We start from the raw sequence: 17,035 nt of genomic DNA on the forward strand, positions 1-17,035 counted from the left end.
GAGGGACATCATGAGCAACGAACTGACCCTCCAGAAGCCGTCCGGGGCCGCTGCCGGCTCCGGCGCCCCGCTGCTGTCGATCAAGGGCGTGGAGAAGCACTTCCCGGTCCTCGACGGCTTCCTGTTCAAGCGCCAGGTCGGCGCGGTGCACGCGGTCGACGGCGTGGACCTTGAGGTCTTCGGCAGCGAGTCGGTCGGCCTGGTCGGCGAGTCCGGCTGTGGCAAGTCGACCCTCGGCCGGCTGGTGACCCGTCTGCTGGAGCCGACCGGCGGCGAGATCCGCTACAACGGCCAGGACATCACGCACGCCTCCCGCAAGGAGCTCGCGCCGATCCGGTCCGAGATCCAGATGATCTTCCAGGACCCGTACTCCTCGCTGAACCCGCGGCACACCGTCGGCGCGATCATCGGCGCGCCGATGGAGATCAACGGGATCAACCCGAAGGGCGGCGTCCAGCGCCGGGTGCAGGAGCTGCTGGAGACCGTCGGTCTCAACCCGGAGCACTACAACCGCTTCCCGCACGAGTTCTCCGGCGGCCAGCGCCAGCGCATCGGCGTGGCCCGCGCGCTCTCGCTGAACCCGAAGCTGATCGTCGCGGACGAGCCGGTCTCCGCGCTGGACGTCTCCATCCAGGCGCAGGTGGTCAACCTGCTCCAGGAGCTGCAGCGCGAGCTGGGCATCGCCTTCCTGTTCATCGCCCACGACCTGTCGGTGGTGCGCCACTTCTCGCAGCGCGTCGCGGTGATGTACCTCGGCAAGATCGTCGAGATCGCCGACCGCAAGTCGCTGTACGAGGCGCCCCGCCACCCGTACACCCACGCGCTGCTGTCCGCCGTGCCGGAGGCCGACCCGGACGACAACCGCGAGCGGATCCGGCTGACCGGTGACGTCCCGTCGCCGCTCAACCCGCCGTCGGGCTGCCGCTTCCGCACCCGGTGCTGGAAGGCGCAGGAGAAGTGCTCGGTGGAGGAGCCGCCGCTGGTCCAGCTGTCCGGCAACGTCGCCGGCCACCTGACCGCGTGCCACTTCCCGGAGGAGGGCTCGACCGCGGCCGTTCCCGAGCCGCGCGCCGAGGTCTGATCCCCCCCGTCACGCCCGAAGAGGGCCCCCACCGCTCGGTGGGGGCCCTCTTCGCGTCCGGTCAGACGTTCTCGCGTTCGCCCGCGAAGTGGCAGGCCGAGTCGTGCCGGGCCCGGCCCTCCAGCCACGCCCGGACCGTCAGCGCCGGGTCCTCCCGCTCGCACTTCTCCTGCGCCTTCCAGCAGCGGGTGCGGAACCGGCAGCCGGACGGCGGGTTCGCCGGGGAGGGCACGTCGCCGGTCAGCACGATCCGGTCCCGGGACTCCCGCGCGGTCGGGTCGGGCACCGGCACCGCGGACAGCAGCGCCTGGGTGTACGGGTGGGTGGCGTGGTCGTAGATCTCCAGGTCGGTGCCGATCTCCACAATCCGGCCCAGGTACATCACGCCGACCCGGTCGGAGATGTGCCGGACGATCGACAGGTCGTGCGCGATGAACATGTACGACAGGTTGAACTCGCCCTGGAGGCTCTCCAGCAGGTTGATCACCTGCGCCTGCACGGACACGTCCAGCGCGGAGACCGGCTCGTCGCAGATGATGATCTCCGGCTTGAGCGCCAGCCCGCGCGCGATGCCGATCCGCTGACGCTGGCCGCCGGAGAACTGGTGCGGGTACCGGTTGATGTACTCCGGGTTGAGGCCCACCACGTCCAGCAGGTCCTGGACGGCCTTGCGGCGGTCGCCCTTCGGCGCCACCTCGGGGTGGATCTCGAACGGCTCCCCGATGATGTCGCCGACCGTCATGCGCGGGTTCAGCGAGGTGTAGGGGTCCTGGAACACCATCTGGATGTTGCGCCGAACGGCCTTGAGCCCGGCGCCCGACAGGCGCGAGATCTCCTCGCCCTTGTACTTCACCGACCCGGTCGTCGCCGGCTCCAGGTTCATCAGGACCTTGGCCAGGGTGGACTTGCCGCAGCCCGACTCGCCGACGATGCCGAGCGTCTCCCCCTGCATCAGGTCGAAGGACACCCCGTCGACGGCCTTGACCGCGCCGACCTGCTTCTTGAACAGGATGCCCTTGGTCAGCGGGAAGTGCTTGCGCAGGTCGCGCACCTCCAGGATGGGCTCGCCGCGCTGCACCTCCTGCGCGAACGCGGCCTCCTCGGGCGTGGTCGCTCCGACCGGCGTGGCGCCGTTAACCGTCATGGAGGGTCTCCTTCCAGAAGAAGCACGCACTGCCCCGGCCGGCCAGCGGCGTCCCGTCGTCCTCGGTCACCTCCGCCAGCGGCGGCACCTTCTGCCGGCAGATCTCCTGCGCCCGCGGACAGCGCGGGTTGAACGCGCAGCCGGCCGGGATCCGCAGCAGGTTGGGCGGCAGGCCCTTGATCGCGTAGAGCTCCTGGCCCTTCTGGTCGAGGCGCGGGATGGAGTCCAGCAGCCCGCGGGTGTAGGGGTGGGCGGGGCGGGCGTAGAGCTCGTGCACGGGGGCGGTCTCGACGATCCGGCCGGCGTACATGACGGCGATCTTGTCGGCCACGTCGGCGACCACGCCGAGGTCGTGGGTGATCAGGATCAGACCCATGTGGTACTCGGCCTGGAGCTCCGCCAACAGGTCCATCACCTGCGCCTGGACGGTGACGTCCAGCGCCGTGGTCGGCTCGTCCGCGATGATCAGGTCCGGCTCCAGGGCCAGCGCCATCGCGATCATGATGCGCTGCCGCATGCCGCCGGAGAACTGGTGCGGGTAGTCCCCCACCCGTTCCTTGGCGGCGGGGATGCGGACCCGGTCCATCAGTTCGACGGCCTTGGCCTTGGCGTCCTTGCGGTTGCTGCCGCGGTGCGCCCGGTACATCTCGCCGAGCTGGAAGCCCACCGGCAGGACCGGGTTCAGCGAGGACAGCGCGTCCTGGAAGATCATCGCGATCTTCTGCCCGCGGATCTTCCGCCGCTCCTCCTTGGACATCTTCAGCATGTCCCGGCCGCGGAACAGCAGCTCCCCCTCGGGGATCGCGGCCGGCGGCATGTCGAGGATGCCCATGACGGCCTGCGCGGTGACGGACTTTCCGGAGCCCGACTCGCCCAGCACCGCGAGCGTCTCGCCCGCGCTGACGCTGTAGTTCACGCCGTTGACGGCCCGGACCACGCCGTCCCTGGTCCGGAACTCCACGTGCAGGTTCCGCACGTCCAGCAGCGGCCCGGTGTACGGCTCCTCGCGGGCCGGTCGGCCCTGGTCGGCGACGGTGCTCATCTGCCTGCTCCCCTCGCTCAGCGCAGCTTCGGATCGAGGGCGTCGCGCACCGCGTCGCCCATCATGATGAAGGCCAGCACGGTGATGGAGAGCGCCGCGGCCGGGAAGAACAGGACGAACGGCGCCTGCCGGATCACCTTCTGCGCGGAGGAGATGTCCACGCCCCAGGAGATGGTCGGGTCCTGCAGGCCGATGCCGAGGAAGCTCAGCGTGGCCTCCGCCGTGATGTAGCCGCCCAGCGCGATGGTGGCGACCACGATCACCGGCGCGATCGCGTTCGGCAGGATGTGCCGGAACATCAGCCGCGAGGTCCCGGCGCCCAACGCCCGCCCGGCCACCACGTAGTCCGACTGCTTGACGGTGATCACCGAGCCGCGCATCACGCGGGCCAGCTGGGTCCAGCCGAGGAAGGCCAGCGCGATCACCACGGACCACACGGTGCGGACGGAGAACGCGTTCAGCAGCACCAGGGCGCCCAGCAGCAGCGGGATGCCGAAGAAGATGTCGGTGATCCGGGAGATCACCGCGTCCGACCAGCCGCCGAAGAACCCGGCGGCCATCCCGGCCATCCCGCCCAGCAGGGTCACCGCCAGGGTGACGCAGATGCCGACGGTGATCGAGGCCCGCGCCCCGTAGATCACCCGGGCGTAGATCGACCGGCCCTGCCCGTCGTAGCCGAACCAGCCGCCCCCGAAGAAGTCGGTCCAGTCCGGCCGGCGCAGGTAGTTGTTGATCAGGTCGGAGGCCCGCGGGTCGGTGCCGGTGAACAGCCCCGGGAAGATCGCGATCAGGATCAGCAGCACGATCAGCACCGTCGAGACGAGGAAGATCGGCCGCCGCCGCAGGTCCCGCCAGGCGTCGCCCCACAGGCTGCGCGCCTGCTCCCGTTTGGCCGGGTCCGGCTCGATCAGCGTCTCCTGCTCCACCGCCAGGCCCTGCTGGCCGACGTAGTCCAGGTGGTCGCTGTCGGTCGGGTTGATGTTCCGCAGCGGATCGTGGTCGTCCGGGATGGGCTCGTTCCGGTCAGGCATAACGGATCCTCGGGTCGAGGACGGCGTACAGCAGGTCGACGACCAGGCTGGCGACCAGGTACACGATCACCAGCACGGTGACGATGCCGACCACCGTCGGGCCTTCCTTCTGGTTGATCGCCTTGTAGAGGACGTTGCCGATGCCGGCGATGTTGAAGATGCCCTCGGTGACGATCGCGCCGCCCATCAGCGCGCCCAGGTCGGTGCCCAGGAACGTCACCACCGGGATCAGCGAGTTGCGCAGCAGGTGCCGCCCGACGACGGTCCGCCGCGGCAGGCCCTTGGCCACCGCGGTGCGCATGTAGTCGGCGCGCAGGTTCTCGCCGATCGACGTCCGGGTCAGCCGGGCCACGTACGCCAGCGACAGGGACGCCAGCACCAGGCCGGGCAGGATCAACTGGCTGATGTCCCGGGAGTCCTGGACCGTCGCCGTCACCCAGCCCAGATTGATCGCGAACACCGTCTGCGCGATGTAGCCGAGCACGAACACCGGGATCGAGATCACCACCAGGGTCACCAGCAGCACCAGGGTGTCCGCGATGCTGCCCCGCTTCAGGCCGGCGATCAGGCCCAGCGGCAGGCCGATCACGATCTCGAAGAAGAACGCGACCAGGGCGAGCCGGATGGTGACCGGGAAGGCGTCCTTCATGATCTCGGAGACCGGACGGCCGGTGAAACTGGTGCCGAAGTCCAGGTGGAAGATGTTGTTCATGTAGTGCAGGTACTGCTTCCACAGCGGCTGATCGAGGTAGTACTGGTGCTTCAGGTGTGCCACGGTCGCCGGGTCGGCGGCCTTGTCGCCGAACATCGCGGCGATCGGGTCGCCCGGCAGGCTGTACACCATCAGGAAGATCAGCAGCGTGGCCCCGAAGAACACCGGGATCATCTGGAGCACGCGCCGCAGGACGTAATGGCCCATGGGAGCCCTCCCTCCAAAAAAGGTGACTGACGTGGCCCCGCCCTCCGTGCGGGGAGGGCGGGGCCGGCGTCGAACGGGATCAGCCCTTGACCTCGACCTGGGTCCAGGCCGGATTGCCGAAGGAGTCGAACGTCACGTTCTGCACCTTGGTGGAGAAACCGGAGTTCGTCCGGTAGTACCAGAGCGGGATGGCCGGCATGTCCGTCGCCAGCTGGGCCTCGGCCTGCTGGTAGCCGGTCGCCGTGTCCTGGATCGAGGCGGCCTGGTCGGCCTCGGTGGCGAGCTTGTCGAACTCCGGGCTGGAGTAGCCGGTGTCGTTGGAGGCCGCACCGGTGCGGTACACGTCCGCCAGGAAGTTCGCGTTCAGCGGGTAGTCCTGCACCCAGCCGGTCCGGAACATGCCGTTGATCTGGTGCCCGGTGATCGCCGCCCGGGCGGTCTTGAAGTCGGTCTTCGGGTCACCGGAGCAGTTCACCCCGGTCGCCTGCCGGATCGAGTTGCAGACCGCGTCCACCCACTCCTTGTGGCCGCCGTCCGCGTTGTAGGTGATCTTCAGCGAGTTCCCGGGGACGCCGCCGCCCTCCTGGATCAACTGCTTGGCCTTGTCCGGGTTGTAAGTGCAGAAGTCCCCGCACGTTCCGGCCTTGTAGCCCTCCACGCCCTCGGCCACCCACGCCGACGCCGACGCCCGCGAGCCCTGCAGCACCGTCTTGGTGATGGTGTTCCGGTCGATCGCCATCGACAGGCCCTGCCGGACCTTGGCCTTGTCCGCCCCCTGCCACTCCGGCTGGTACAGCGTGAAGCCGACGTTCTGGATCGCACCCTGCGGGGCGTCGATCGCCCGGTCGCCCAGGTCGTTCTTGTAGTTCGCCAGCGCCGACGGCGGCACCTGGTCCATCACGTCCAGGTTGTTCGACTGCAGGTCCGCGTACGCCGCCTCCGCGGTGGTGTACATCTTGAACACCACGCCGCCGTTCTTCGGCTTGTCCACACCCTGGTAGTTGGCGAACGTCTTGGTGGCCACCTGCGAGTTGTGGTCCCAGCTGACGAACTCGTACGGCCCGTTGCCCACCGGCTTCTGCCCGTAGCCCGCCGGATCCTTGTAGAACCCCTCCGGCAGCGGCGAGAACGCCACGTACCCCAGCTTGTACGGGAAGTACGAGACCTTGTTGGTCAGCTTGATCGTGAAGTGCGTGTCGTCCTGCACGGTCAGCCCCGACATGGTGTCCGAGGTCGGACTGCCGCTCTGCGGGTGGACGTCCGCGTAGCCCTGGATGTCCCCGAACCACGAGCTGTTGATCTGGTTGTTCTTGGTGCTCGCCGCCCAGTTCCAGGCGTCCACGAAACTCTTCGCCGTCACCGGCGTACCGTCGTGGAACGTCCAGCCCGACTTCATCGTCACGGTGTACGTCTGCGCGTCACTGGTGTCGATCGTGTCCGCGACCTGCATCCGCAGCTTGCCGTTGGACGGGTCGTAGTCCGCCAGCCCCTTGAACAGGTTCTGCACGATCCGCCCACCGCCGGTCTCGTTGGCATTGGCCGGCTGCAGCGGATTCTGCGGCTCGCTGCTCTGGTACGTGAACGTCTTGCTGGCGTCCGACGAACCGCCGCTCGAACTGCTGCCACCACCACCACAACCCGTGGCCATCAGGGCCACAGAGGTCGCACTGACGACAGCCCAGCGCACACGGGTGCCTGCGGGCATGGAGCCTCCTCCTCAAGGGCGTATGACGCATCTCACCCCATGAGAAGTGCCGCGTAGCGGCGACGCGACCGAGATGACTCCGGACGGCCCAAGGGTGCGCAACCGGGGAGGGCGGGCGCGAAACGCAGGGCGGGCGCGAAATGCAGGTGGGAGCGAAACGCAGGTGGGAGCGAAAACAGGGGCGCGGGGAACTGCGCGAAGCGGAAGGCGCCCGTCAGCCAGGTCGCGATCAAGTGCAAGTCATTGCCCTCGTCGCGACCCAGCGGTTGGCTGCCTTCCGCTTCGCGCGGTTCTCCCCCAGCCCTAGCGGGCCGGGAGGTACCCCCACGCGCCCCTGTCGGTGCGCGTCCTGTCTGTCGCCTACAAGGCCGCGCCGGCGACCTCGCGTTCGGCCGCGAAGTGGCACGCCGAGTCGTGCTTGGCCCCGCCCGTGAGCAGCTTCGGGGCGGCGAGCAGCGGCGACTCCGTCGCGCAGCGCTCCTCCGCCTTCCAGCAGCGGGTGCGGAAGCGGCAGCCGGACGGCGGGTTCGCCGGGGAGGGGATGTCGCCGGAGAGGATGATCCGCTCGCGGCCCTCGCGGCCGGTCGGGTCGGGCACCGGTACCGCGGACAGCAGCGCCTGCGTGTAGGGGTGGGTGGCGTGGTCGTAGATCTCGGTGTCGGTGCCGATCTCGACGATCCGACCGAGGTACATCACGCCGACGCGGTCGGAGATGTGCCGGACGATCGACAGGTCGTGCGCGATGAACATGTAGGAGAGCTCGAACTCCGTCTGGAGCTGCTCCAGCAGGTTGATCACCTGCGCCTGCACCGAGACGTCGAGCGCGGAGACCGGCTCGTCGCAGATGATGACCTCGGGCTTGAGCGCCAGCCCGCGCGCGATGCCGATGCGCTGGCGCTGGCCGCCGGAGAACTGGTGCGGGTACCGGTTGATGTACTCCGGGTTGAGGCCGACCACGTCCAGCAGGTCCTGAACGGCCTTGCGGCGGTCGCCCTTCGGCGCCACCTCCGGGTGGATCTCGAACGGCTCGCCAATGATGTCGCCGACCGTCATGCGCGGGTTCAGCGAGGTGTACGGGTCCTGGAACACCATCTGGATGTTCCGCCGAACGGCCTTGAGCGCGGCGCCCGACAGCCGGGAGATGTCCTCGCCCTTGTAGAGGACCTGGCCGGCGGTCGCCCGCTCCAGGTTCATCAGGACCTTGGCCAGGGTGGACTTGCCGCAGCCGGACTCGCCGACGATGCCGAGCGTCTCCCCCTTTTCGAGGGTGAAGGAGACGCCGTCGACGGCCTTGACCGCGCCGACCTGCTTCTTGAAGAGGACGCCCTGGGTGAGCGGGTAGTGCTTGACCAGGTCGCGGACCTCCAGGATGGGCTCAGCCATGGAGGGTCTCCTTCCAGAGGTGGCAGGCGCTCTTGCGGCCGGCGAGCTCGGCCCCGTCCCGGTCGGTGACCTGGTGCAGGGCGGGGATCTCGGTGCGGCACAGGTCGGTGGCGACGTCGCAGCGCGGGTTGAAGGCGCAGCCGGCCGGGACCTTGTAGAGGTTGGGCGGCAGGCCCTTGATCGCGTAGAGCTCCTCGCCCTTCTGGTCCAGTCGTGGGATCGACCGGAGCAGGCCCTTGGTGTAGGGGTGGGCGGGCCGCGCGTAGAGGTCGTGCACGGGCGCGGTCTCGACGATCCGGCCGGCGTACATGACGGCGATCTTGTCGGCGACGTCGGCGACGACGCCGAGGTCGTGGGTGATCAGGATCAGACCCATGTGGTACTCGGCCTGGAGCTCGGCGAGCAGGTCCATCACCTGCGCCTGGACGGTCACGTCCAGCGCGGTCGTGGGCTCGTCCGCGATGATCAGGTCCGGCTCCAGGGCCAGCGCCATCGCGATCATGATGCGCTGGCGCATGCCGCCGGAGAACTGGTGCGGGTAGTCGTTCACGCGCTGCGCGGCGGCGGGGATGCGGACCCGGTCCATCAGTTCGATGGCCTTGGCCTTGGCCTCCTTGCGGGAGGCGCCCTCGTGCACGCGGAACATCTCGCCGAGCTGGTAGCCGACGGAGAGCACCGGGTTGAGCGAGGACAGCGCGTCCTGGAAGATCATCGCGATCTTGCGGCCGCGGATCTTCCGGCGCTCCTCGTTCGACATCTTGAGCATGTCCCGGCCCCGGAACATGATCTCGCCGGCGGTGACCCGGCCGGGCGGCATGTCGAGGATGCCCATGATGGTCTGGGCCGTGACGGACTTGCCGGAGCCGGACTCGCCGAGGACGGCGAGGGTCTCGCCGGCCGCGACCGAGTAGTTCACTCCGTTGACGGCCTTGGCGACGCCGTCGCGGGTCTTGAACTCGACGTGCAGGTCGCGGACGTCGAGCAGCGGGGTGCCGGGGACCAGGCGGTCCTTCGCGGCGATGGTCTTCTCGGGTGCGGTGGTCATGGTGCGGGCCGCCTCTCTCAGCGCAGCTTCGGGTCGAGGGCGTCGCGCACCGCATCGCCGAGCATGATGAACGCCAGCACGGTGACGCTGAGCATGCCGGCGGGGAAGAACAGCGCGAACGGCGCGGTACGGAGGACCTTCTGGGCCGAGTTGATGTCGATGCCCCAGGAGATGGTCGGGTCCTGCAGGCCGATGCCGAGGAAGCTCAGCGTGGCCTCGGTGGCGATGTAACCGCCGAGCGCGATGGTGGCGACCACGATCACCGGGGCGATCGCGTTCGGCAGGATGTGCTTGAACATGATCCGGGTGGTGCCGGCGCCGAGCGCCTTGGCCGCCGTCACGTAGTCGGACTGCTTGACGGTGATCACCGAGCCGCGCATCACACGGGTCATCTGGGTCCAGCCGAGGGCGACCAGGGCGAAGACCACCGACCAGACGGTGCGGGTGGTGAAGGCGTTCAGCACGACCAGCGCGCCGAGCAGCAGCGGGATGCCGAAGAACATGTCGGTGACCCGGGAGATCACCGCGTCGACCCAGCCGCCGTAGTAGCCGGCGATCATGCCGGCCAGGCCGCCGAGGACGGTGACGCCTGCGGTGACGCAGATGCCGACCACCACGGAGGCGCGGGCGCCGTAGATCATCCGGGCGTAGATGGACCGGCCCTGCCCGTCGTAGCCGAACCAGTCGGCCTGGAAGAAGTGCAGGTAGTTCGGCTTGCTCAGGTAGTGCAGGCGCAGGTCGCCGGCCCGCGGATCCACCGAGGTGAACAGGCTGGGGGCGATCGCGAAGGCGATCAGCAGCACGATCAGCGCCGCCGAGATGATGAAAATCGGCCGCTTGCGCAGGTCGTGCCAGGCGTCCGAGCCGAGGCTGCGGGGCTTCTCCGGCTTGGGCTCGGTGGAGCCCGTCGCCGGGGCGGTCTTCTCGATCAGGTCAGGCATACCGGATCCTCGGGTCCAGGACCGCGTAGAGCAGGTCGACGATCAGGCTGGCGGCCAGGTACACCAGCACCAGCACGACGACGAAACCGGAGACGGTCGCGCCCTCGTTGAGGTTGATGGCGTGGTACAGCGCGTTGCCGACGCCCTTGACGTTGAAGATGCCCTCGGTGACGATCGCGCCGCCCATCAGGGCGCCGAGGTCGGTGCCCAGGAAGGTCACCACCGGGATCATCGAGTTGCGCAGCAGGTGGGTGCCGATGACCTTGCGCCGGGGCAGGCCCTTGGCGATCGCGGTGCGCATGTAGTCCGACTTGACGTTCTCCGCGATGGACGTGCGGGTCAGTCGGGCGACGTACGCGAGGGACAGCGAGCCGAGCACGATGGCGGGCAGCATCAGCTGGCCGAGGTTCATCGAGTCCTGAACGGTCGGGGTGATCCACTTGAGCTGGATCGCGAAGACGTTCTGGAAGATGAAGCCGAGCACCGGGACCGGGATCGAGATCAGCAGCAGGGTCAGCACCAGGGTGACCTTGTCGAACGCCTTGCCGCGGCGCAGGCCGGCCAGCAGGCCGATGCCGACGCCGACCACCAGCTCGAAGACGAAGGCCAGCAGGGCCAGTCGAACGGTGACCGGCAGGGCCTCGCCGATGACGTCGATGACCTTGCGGCCGGCCAGGGTCTCACCGAAGTTTCCCCTGAACAGGTCGCCCATGTAGTTGAGGTACTGCTGCCCGATCGAGACGTCGAGTCCCATCCGGTGCTTGAACGCGGCCAGCTGCGCGGGGTCGGCGGCCTTGTCTCCCCACATCGCCGCCGCCGGGTCACCGGGCAGCATGCGGGTCATGAAGAAAATGATCGTGACCGTGCCCAGGAACACCGGGATCATCTGGAGCAGTCGCCTCGCGACAAAGCGCCCCATCGTGCCTCCAATTTGCTGCTCTGACGGGCCGTCGTCCCGATCAGAGTTCTTGGCGTGACAACGGCCGGCGCCGGTCCGCCCGGTGGGGCGGGGACGGGCACCGGCCGTGTCGGTTCGAGCCGTGCGGTGCCGGCTCGGCTACTTCTGCTTGACCTCGACCTGGGTGAAGACCGGGTCGCCGAACGAGTCGTACTTCACGTTCTGCACGTTCTTCGAGTAACCGGCGGTGGTCTTGTAGTACCAGAGCGGGATCGCCGGCATGTCCTTGGCCAGCTGCTCCTCGGCCTGCTGGTACAGCTCGGCGGTCTTCTCCACCGTGGTGGCCTTGTCCGCCTCGGCGGCCAGCTTGTCGAACTCCGGGCTGGAGTAGCCGGCGTCGTTGGCCGCGGCGCCGGTGCCGTACACGTCGCGCAGGAAGTTGGCGTTCAGCGGGTAGTCCTGCACCCAGCCGGTCCGCATCAGGCCGTCGACCTTCTTGTTCTTGATCAGGTCGCGGGCCGACTTGAAGTCCGGCTTCGGTTCGCCGACGCACTCCACGCCGGTGGCCTGGCGGATGGAGTTGCAGACCGCGTCCACCCACTCCTTGTGGCCGCCGTCCGCGTTGTACAGGACGGTGATCTTGTTGCCGGGGACGCCGCCGCCCTCGGTGACCAGCTGCTTGGCCTTCGCCGGGTTGTAGGTGCAGGCCTCGCCGCAGGTGTTGTCCTTGTAGCCCATGGCGCCCGGGGCGACCCAGGTGTTGGCGGGCTGGCGGGAACCGTTGAGCACCGTCTTGGTGATGGTGTCGCGGTCGATCGCCATCGACAGGCCCTGGCGGACCTTGGCCTTGTCCTGGCCCTTCCAGGAGTCCTGGTAGAGCGAGAAGGAGATGTTCTGGATCGCGCCCTGGGGCTGGTCGACGGCGCGGTCGCCCAGGTCGTTCTTGTAGGAGGCGAGGTCGCTCGGGTCGACCTGGTCCAGCACGTCCAGGTTGTCGGAGACCAGGTCCTTGTAGGCGGCCTCGGGCTGCGCGTAGTTCTTGAAGACGATGCCGCCGTTCTTCGGCTTGTCGATGCCCGCGTACTTGTCGTACGCGGCGACGGTGATCGCCTTGTTGTGCTCCCACGAGACGAACTTGTAGGGGCCGTTGCCGATCGGCGACTGGCCGTACTTCGCCGGGTCGGTGTAGAAGACCTTCGGCAGCGGCGAGAAAGCGGTGTAGCCGAGCTTGTACTCGAAGTACGACACCGGGCCGGTCAGCGCGATGGTGAAGTGGGTGTCGTCGACGACCTTCAGGCCGGACATGGTCTCGGCGGTCGGGTCGCCCTTGTCCGGGTGGACCGCGTCGTAGCCCTGGATGTCGGAGAACCAGTCGGAGTTGATCTGGTTGTTCTTGGTGTTGGCGGACCAGTTCCAGGCGTCCACGAAGGACTGCGCGGTCACCGGGGTGCCGTCGTGGAAGGTCCAGCCGGACTTCAGGGTGACGGTGTAGTTCTGCGCGTCGGTGGTCTCGATCTTGTCGGCGACCTGGTTGCGCAGCTTGCCGTTGCTGGGGTCGTAGTCCACCAGACCCTTGAACAGGTTCTTGATGACACGACCGCCGCCGACCTCCATGGCGTTGGCGGGCTGGAGCGGGTTCTGCGGCTCGGAGCTCTGGTAGCTGAACGTGCCCTGGGCGTTGGCCGGTCCGCTGGAAGCGCCGTCCGACGAGCTGCTGCCGCAAGCGGTAGCGGCGAGGGCGACCGCGACGGCTGCGACAACCCACTTGGCCTGGCTGGCACCGCGCATGGGTGTGCCTCCTGAAATCGTGTTGCAGATCGCTCGCGGCCTGGCGCGCACCCCTGCGCAGGAGCCTCGACCCGAGCTCGACTGCACCCACTATCGGTCACTCTTGGATACGGAATTGACCAGTACGGATTTCAATTTGGTCACATGAACGGTGCATGAATCTCAAAAATCGGACATTGCAGACATAGCCAGACAGGGGCGAAACGGACAGTTGTCACGGATGACGATCAGTGACGTCCGATTAACGAACAGCCCGCCCTCGGCCGCTTGTGACGGAGCGTCACCAAAAAGCCGACCGGCCGGCACCCCGAGGGGCACCGGCCGGTCGGCCGAAAACAGGCGGGCGTCAGCTCTTCTTGGCGCGCGACGCGGTGCGGCCGCGCTCCTTGGCGTCCAGGACGACCTTGCGGATGCGCACGGTCTCCGGGGTCACCTCGATGCACTCGTCCTCGCGGCAGAACTCCAGCGACTGCTCCAGCGAGAGCTTGCGCGGCGGGACGATCGACTCGGCCACGTCAGCGTTCGAGGAACGCATGTTGGTGAGCTTCTTCTCCTTGGTGATGTTCACGTCCATGTCGTCGGAGCGCGAGTTCTCGCCGACGATCATGCCCTCGTACACCTCGGTGCCGGGGTCGGTGAACAGCACGCCGCGCTCCTGCAGGTTGGTCATCGCGAACGCGGTGACCACGCCGGAGCGGTCGGCGACCAGCGAACCGTTGTTACGGGTCGTCAGGTTGCCGAACCACGGCTCGTAGCCCTCGTGGATCGAGTGCGCGATGCCGGTGCCGCGGGTGTTGGTGAGGAACTCCGTCCGGAATCCGATCAGGCCGCGGGACGGCACCACGAACTCCATCCGGACCCAGCCCGAACCGTGGTTGGACATGTTGTCCATCCGGCCCTTGCGGATACCCATCAGCTGGGTGACGGCGCCCATGTGCTCCTCGGGGACGTCCACCGTGAGGCGCTCGACCGGCTCGTGGGTCTTGCCGTTGACCTCGCGGGTGACGACCTGCGGCTTGCCGACGGTCAGCTCGAAGCCTTCCCGGCGCATGGTCTCGATCAGGATGGCCAGCGCCAGCTCACCGCGGCCCTGCACCTCCCAGGCGTCGGGACGCTCGGTCTCCAGCACGCGCAGCGAGACGTTACCGATCAGCTCGCGGTCCAGGCGGTCCTTGACCTGGCGGGCCGTCACCTTGCGGTCGACCTTGCCGGCGGACTTGGCGTCCGCGCCCTTGCCGGAGCCGCCCTTGCCGACCAGCGGCGAGGTGTTGGTGCCGATGGTCATCGAGATCGCCGGCTCGTCGACGGTGATCAGCGGCAGCGCGATCGGGTTCTCGGTGTCGGCGAGGGTCTCGCCGATCATGATGTCGCCGATGCCGGCGACGGCGCAGATGTCACCGGGGCCGGCCACCTCGGCGGGCTTGCGGGTGAGCGCCTCGGTCATCAGCAGCTCGGAGATACGGACGTTCTGGATCGAGCCGTCGCGCCTGATCCAGGCCACCGTCTGGCCCTTGCGCAGCTCGCCCTGCTCGACGCGGAGCAGCGCGATGCGGCCGAGGAAGTTGTCGGCGTCCAGGTTGGTGACGTGCGCCTGCAGCGGGGCGTCCTCGTCGTAGGTCGGGGCCGGGACGTGCTCCAGGATGGTGGAGAAGAACGGCTCCAGGTTCTCGGAGTCGGCCGGCACGGTGCCGTTCTCCGGCTTGGTCAGCGAGGCGACGCCGTCACGGGCGCAGGCGTAGACGATCGGGAACTCGATCTGGTCCTCGTCCGCGTCCAGGTCCAGGAACAGGTCGTAGGTCTCGTTGATGACCTCGTCGATCCGGGCGTCCGGACGGTCGGTCTTGTTGATGCACAGAATGACGGGCAGGCGCGCGGAGAGCGCCTTGCGCAGCACGAAGCGGGTCTGCGGAAGCGGGCCCTCGGAGGCGTCGACCAGCAGGACGACCGCGTCCACCATCGACAGACCGCGCTCGACCTCGCCACCGAAGTCGGCGTGGCCCGGGGTGTCGATGATGTTGATCGTGATCGGCGCGCCGCCGTCCTTGGGGTGGTACTTGACCGCCGTGTTCTTCGCGAGAATGGTGATGCCCTTCTCGCGCTCCAGGTCGTTCGAGTCCATCATGCGGTCGTCGAGCTGCTGGTGGGCCGCGAAAGCACCGGCCTGCTTGAGCATGGCGTCGACCAGAGTGGTCTTGCCGTGGTCGACGTGGGCGACGATGGCGACGTTGCGGATGTCGTTGCGCGTGGGCATGCGGCGCTGATTCTCCCGGAATCGTGGGTCACGGTGCCCGGCCCGCGTCAGCATTCACCGGTCCACCCACCGGGCACGGCACATGCCTCGGCTTCTCCCCATCGTACGGGGAAGCCCGCAATGGAGCAGAAACGGGCAGCCGGAGGAGGTTTGGATCACAACGGCCCGGCACCCGCTTCCGGTACGAACGGACGGCGGTTCGAGGCCAAGCCCTAGAGCGCCAGCTCGAACCAGACGATCTTGCCCTTGGGGGTGCGGCGGCTGCCCCAGCGTTCGGCCAGCAGGGAGACGAGCTGCAGGCCACGGCCGCCCTCGTCGGTCTCCTGGGCGCGGCGCTGGCGCGGTTGGGCGTAGGCGTCGTCCCAGACCTCGCAGACCATGGTCCGGTCGCGCAGCAGTCGCAGCCGGATCTCGCCGCGGCCGTGCCGCAGGGCGTTCGTCACCAGTTCACTGACCAGCAGCTCGGAGGTGTCGACGAGTTCGTCCAGGCCGCGCTCCAGCAGCCAGCCGCAGGCGGCCTCACGGGCCCGGGCGACCGAGGTCGGCTCGGGCGGCAGCCGCCAGTCGCCGACGGAGCCCATGGGCAGCGCGTGGACCTTGGCCATCAGCAGGGCGATGTCGTCCTCGCCGTGGTGCGGGTTGAGCTCCTCCAGCACCTGGTCGCAGAGCTCCTCCAGGCGGTCGGAGCCGTTGGTGAGGGCGGTGCGGAAGGCGTTCAGGCCCTCGTCCAGCTGGTGCTTGCGGGACTCCACCAGGCCGTCGGTGTACAGCCCGAGGACGGCGCCCTCGGGCAGGTCGACGGTGACCTCCTCGAACGGCTCGCCGCCGACGCCGAGCGGCAGGCCGGGCGGCACGTCGAGCATCCGGGCGCGCTGGCCGGGGACGAGCAGCACCGGCGGGAGGTGGCCGGCGTTGGCGAAGGTGCAGCGCTGCTTGACGGCGTCGTAGACGGCGTACACGCAGGTGGCGAGGTAGACCTCGGCGCCGGAGCGGTCCGGTTCGGCGTCGTCGTTGCCGAGGCCGCGAGCGATCTCGTCGAGGGCGGAGAGCACTTCCTCCGGGTCCAGGTCGAGCATCGCGAGGGTGCGCACGGCGGTGCGCAGCTGGCCCATCGCGACGGCGGCGCGCAGGCCGCGGCCCATCACGTCGCCGATCACCAGGGCGGTGCGGCTGCCGGGCAGCGGGATGACGTCGAACCAGTCGCCGCCGACCTCGGTGTTGTTGTTGCTGGGCAGGTAGCGGCGGGCGATCTCCAGGCCGGAGGCGGCCGGGTTGCCCGGGGGCAGCAGGCTGCGCTGCAGGATCAGCGCGCGCTCGTGCTCGCGGCGGTACAGGCGGGCGTTGTCGACGCAGACCGCGGCGCGGGCGACCAGCTCCTCGGCGATCGCCACCTCGCGGGCGTCGAACGGCTCGCTGCCGATCGCCCGGGACAGCTGCACCAGGCCGAGCACCTGGTCGCGGGCGACCAGCGGCACCACCAGGGTGGAGCGCAGCAGCGGGTCGGGCCCGGGCTGCGGGACGACGCTGCGGCCGGTGCGCAGCGCGCGGGCGTGCGGGGAGCGCGGCGGGTAGCAGAGCGTGCCGCCGGCCTCGGCGACCCGGACGCCGCCGCGCTCGGCGCCGAGCACCGACGGGGCGTTGCCGACCACGCTGGAGACCGCGACCCGGCGCAGTTCGCCGTTCTCCGGGTTGGCGGTGAGCGAGGAGTCGCCGGTGAGCAGCGCGGTGTACAGGTCGACGGTGGCGACGTCGCAGAACTGCGGGACGATCACGTCGAGCAGTTCCTTGGCGGTGGTCTCCAGGTCGA

13 protein-coding genes are annotated in these 17,035 nt (G+C 68.7%); 1 reads left to right on the forward strand and 12 read right to left on the reverse strand.

Annotated elements, in window-relative coordinates:
• The first annotated feature begins 10 nt into the window (after positions 1 to 10).
• On the forward strand, positions 11 to 1,081 hold the full coding sequence (locus tag IEZ12_RS05775) for an ABC transporter ATP-binding protein (RefSeq protein ID WP_189271080.1): 1,071 nt from the start codon (positions 11 to 13) through the stop codon (positions 1,079 to 1,081).
• Between the two features lie 61 nt (positions 1,082 to 1,142).
• Here the strand turns inward: IEZ12_RS05775 and IEZ12_RS05780 are convergent, their stop codons facing one another.
• From IEZ12_RS05780 to IEZ12_RS37750, 12 genes are all read right to left on the reverse strand, one after another.
• On the reverse strand, positions 1,143 to 2,225 hold the full coding sequence (locus IEZ12_RS05780; protein WP_229847266.1) for an ABC transporter ATP-binding protein: 1,083 nt from the start codon (positions 2,223 to 2,225) through the stop codon (positions 1,143 to 1,145).
• Positions 2,215 to 3,267: an ABC transporter ATP-binding protein gene (locus tag IEZ12_RS05785; protein ID WP_189271081.1), complete on the reverse strand. Its 1,053-nt coding sequence runs from the start codon at positions 3,265 to 3,267 to the stop codon at positions 2,215 to 2,217. Before IEZ12_RS05785 ends, IEZ12_RS05780 begins: the two co-directional genes overlap by 11 nt.
• Before the next feature lie 17 nt (positions 3,268 to 3,284).
• A complete protein-coding gene (locus IEZ12_RS05790; RefSeq protein ID WP_189271082.1) occupies positions 3,285 to 4,298 on the reverse strand; it encodes an ABC transporter permease in 1,014 nt (337 codons plus the stop codon).
• Positions 4,291 to 5,217 carry an ABC transporter permease gene (locus tag IEZ12_RS05795; protein WP_100588857.1) on the reverse strand — a complete coding sequence of 309 codons (927 nt, stop codon included), beginning with the start codon at positions 5,215 to 5,217 and terminating at the stop codon, positions 4,291 to 4,293. Before IEZ12_RS05795 ends, IEZ12_RS05790 begins: the two co-directional genes overlap by 8 nt.
• A gap of 79 nt (positions 5,218 to 5,296) precedes the next feature.
• Positions 5,297 to 6,922, reverse strand: coding sequence for a peptide ABC transporter substrate-binding protein (locus IEZ12_RS05800; protein ID WP_189271083.1), 1,626 nt, complete (start codon positions 6,920 to 6,922; stop codon positions 5,297 to 5,299).
• Between the two features lie 360 nt (positions 6,923 to 7,282).
• Positions 7,283 to 8,305, reverse strand: a complete 1,023-nt coding sequence (locus IEZ12_RS05805) for an ABC transporter ATP-binding protein (RefSeq protein WP_189271084.1) — start codon at positions 8,303 to 8,305, stop codon at positions 7,283 to 7,285.
• Positions 8,298 to 9,350 (reverse strand): ABC transporter ATP-binding protein, encoded by a 1,053-nt coding sequence (locus IEZ12_RS05810; protein WP_189271085.1) that lies wholly within the window; start codon positions 9,348 to 9,350, stop codon positions 8,298 to 8,300. Before IEZ12_RS05810 ends, IEZ12_RS05805 begins: the two co-directional genes overlap by 8 nt.
• A gap of 17 nt (positions 9,351 to 9,367) precedes the next feature.
• Positions 9,368 to 10,291, reverse strand: a complete 924-nt coding sequence (locus IEZ12_RS05815) for an ABC transporter permease (RefSeq protein ID WP_043915884.1) — start codon at positions 10,289 to 10,291, stop codon at positions 9,368 to 9,370.
• Positions 10,284 to 11,210 carry an ABC transporter permease gene (locus IEZ12_RS05820; RefSeq protein ID WP_100588853.1) on the reverse strand — a complete coding sequence of 309 codons (927 nt, stop codon included), beginning with the start codon at positions 11,208 to 11,210 and terminating at the stop codon, positions 10,284 to 10,286. Before IEZ12_RS05820 ends, IEZ12_RS05815 begins: the two co-directional genes overlap by 8 nt.
• A 138-nt stretch (positions 11,211 to 11,348) precedes the next feature.
• The gene (locus tag IEZ12_RS05825) at positions 11,349 to 12,977 is read right to left on the reverse strand and encodes a peptide ABC transporter substrate-binding protein (protein ID WP_189271086.1); all 1,629 of its coding nucleotides are present in this window, start codon (positions 12,975 to 12,977) and stop codon (positions 11,349 to 11,351) included.
• A 346-nt stretch (positions 12,978 to 13,323) separates the two neighbouring features.
• The gene (typA, locus tag IEZ12_RS05830; RefSeq protein WP_100588851.1) at positions 13,324 to 15,228 is read right to left on the reverse strand and encodes a translational GTPase TypA; all 1,905 of its coding nucleotides are present in this window, start codon (positions 15,226 to 15,228) and stop codon (positions 13,324 to 13,326) included.
• Positions 15,229 to 15,440: 212 nt separating this feature from the next.
• Positions 15,441 to 17,035: ATP-binding SpoIIE family protein phosphatase (locus IEZ12_RS37750; protein WP_229847267.1), on the reverse strand; the 1,595-nt coding region annotated here is incomplete at its 5' end.

Origin of the sequence: Kitasatospora griseola (assembly GCF_014648555.1) — a bacterium.
Lineage (GTDB): Bacteria > Actinomycetota > Actinomycetes > Streptomycetales > Streptomycetaceae > Kitasatospora > Kitasatospora griseola.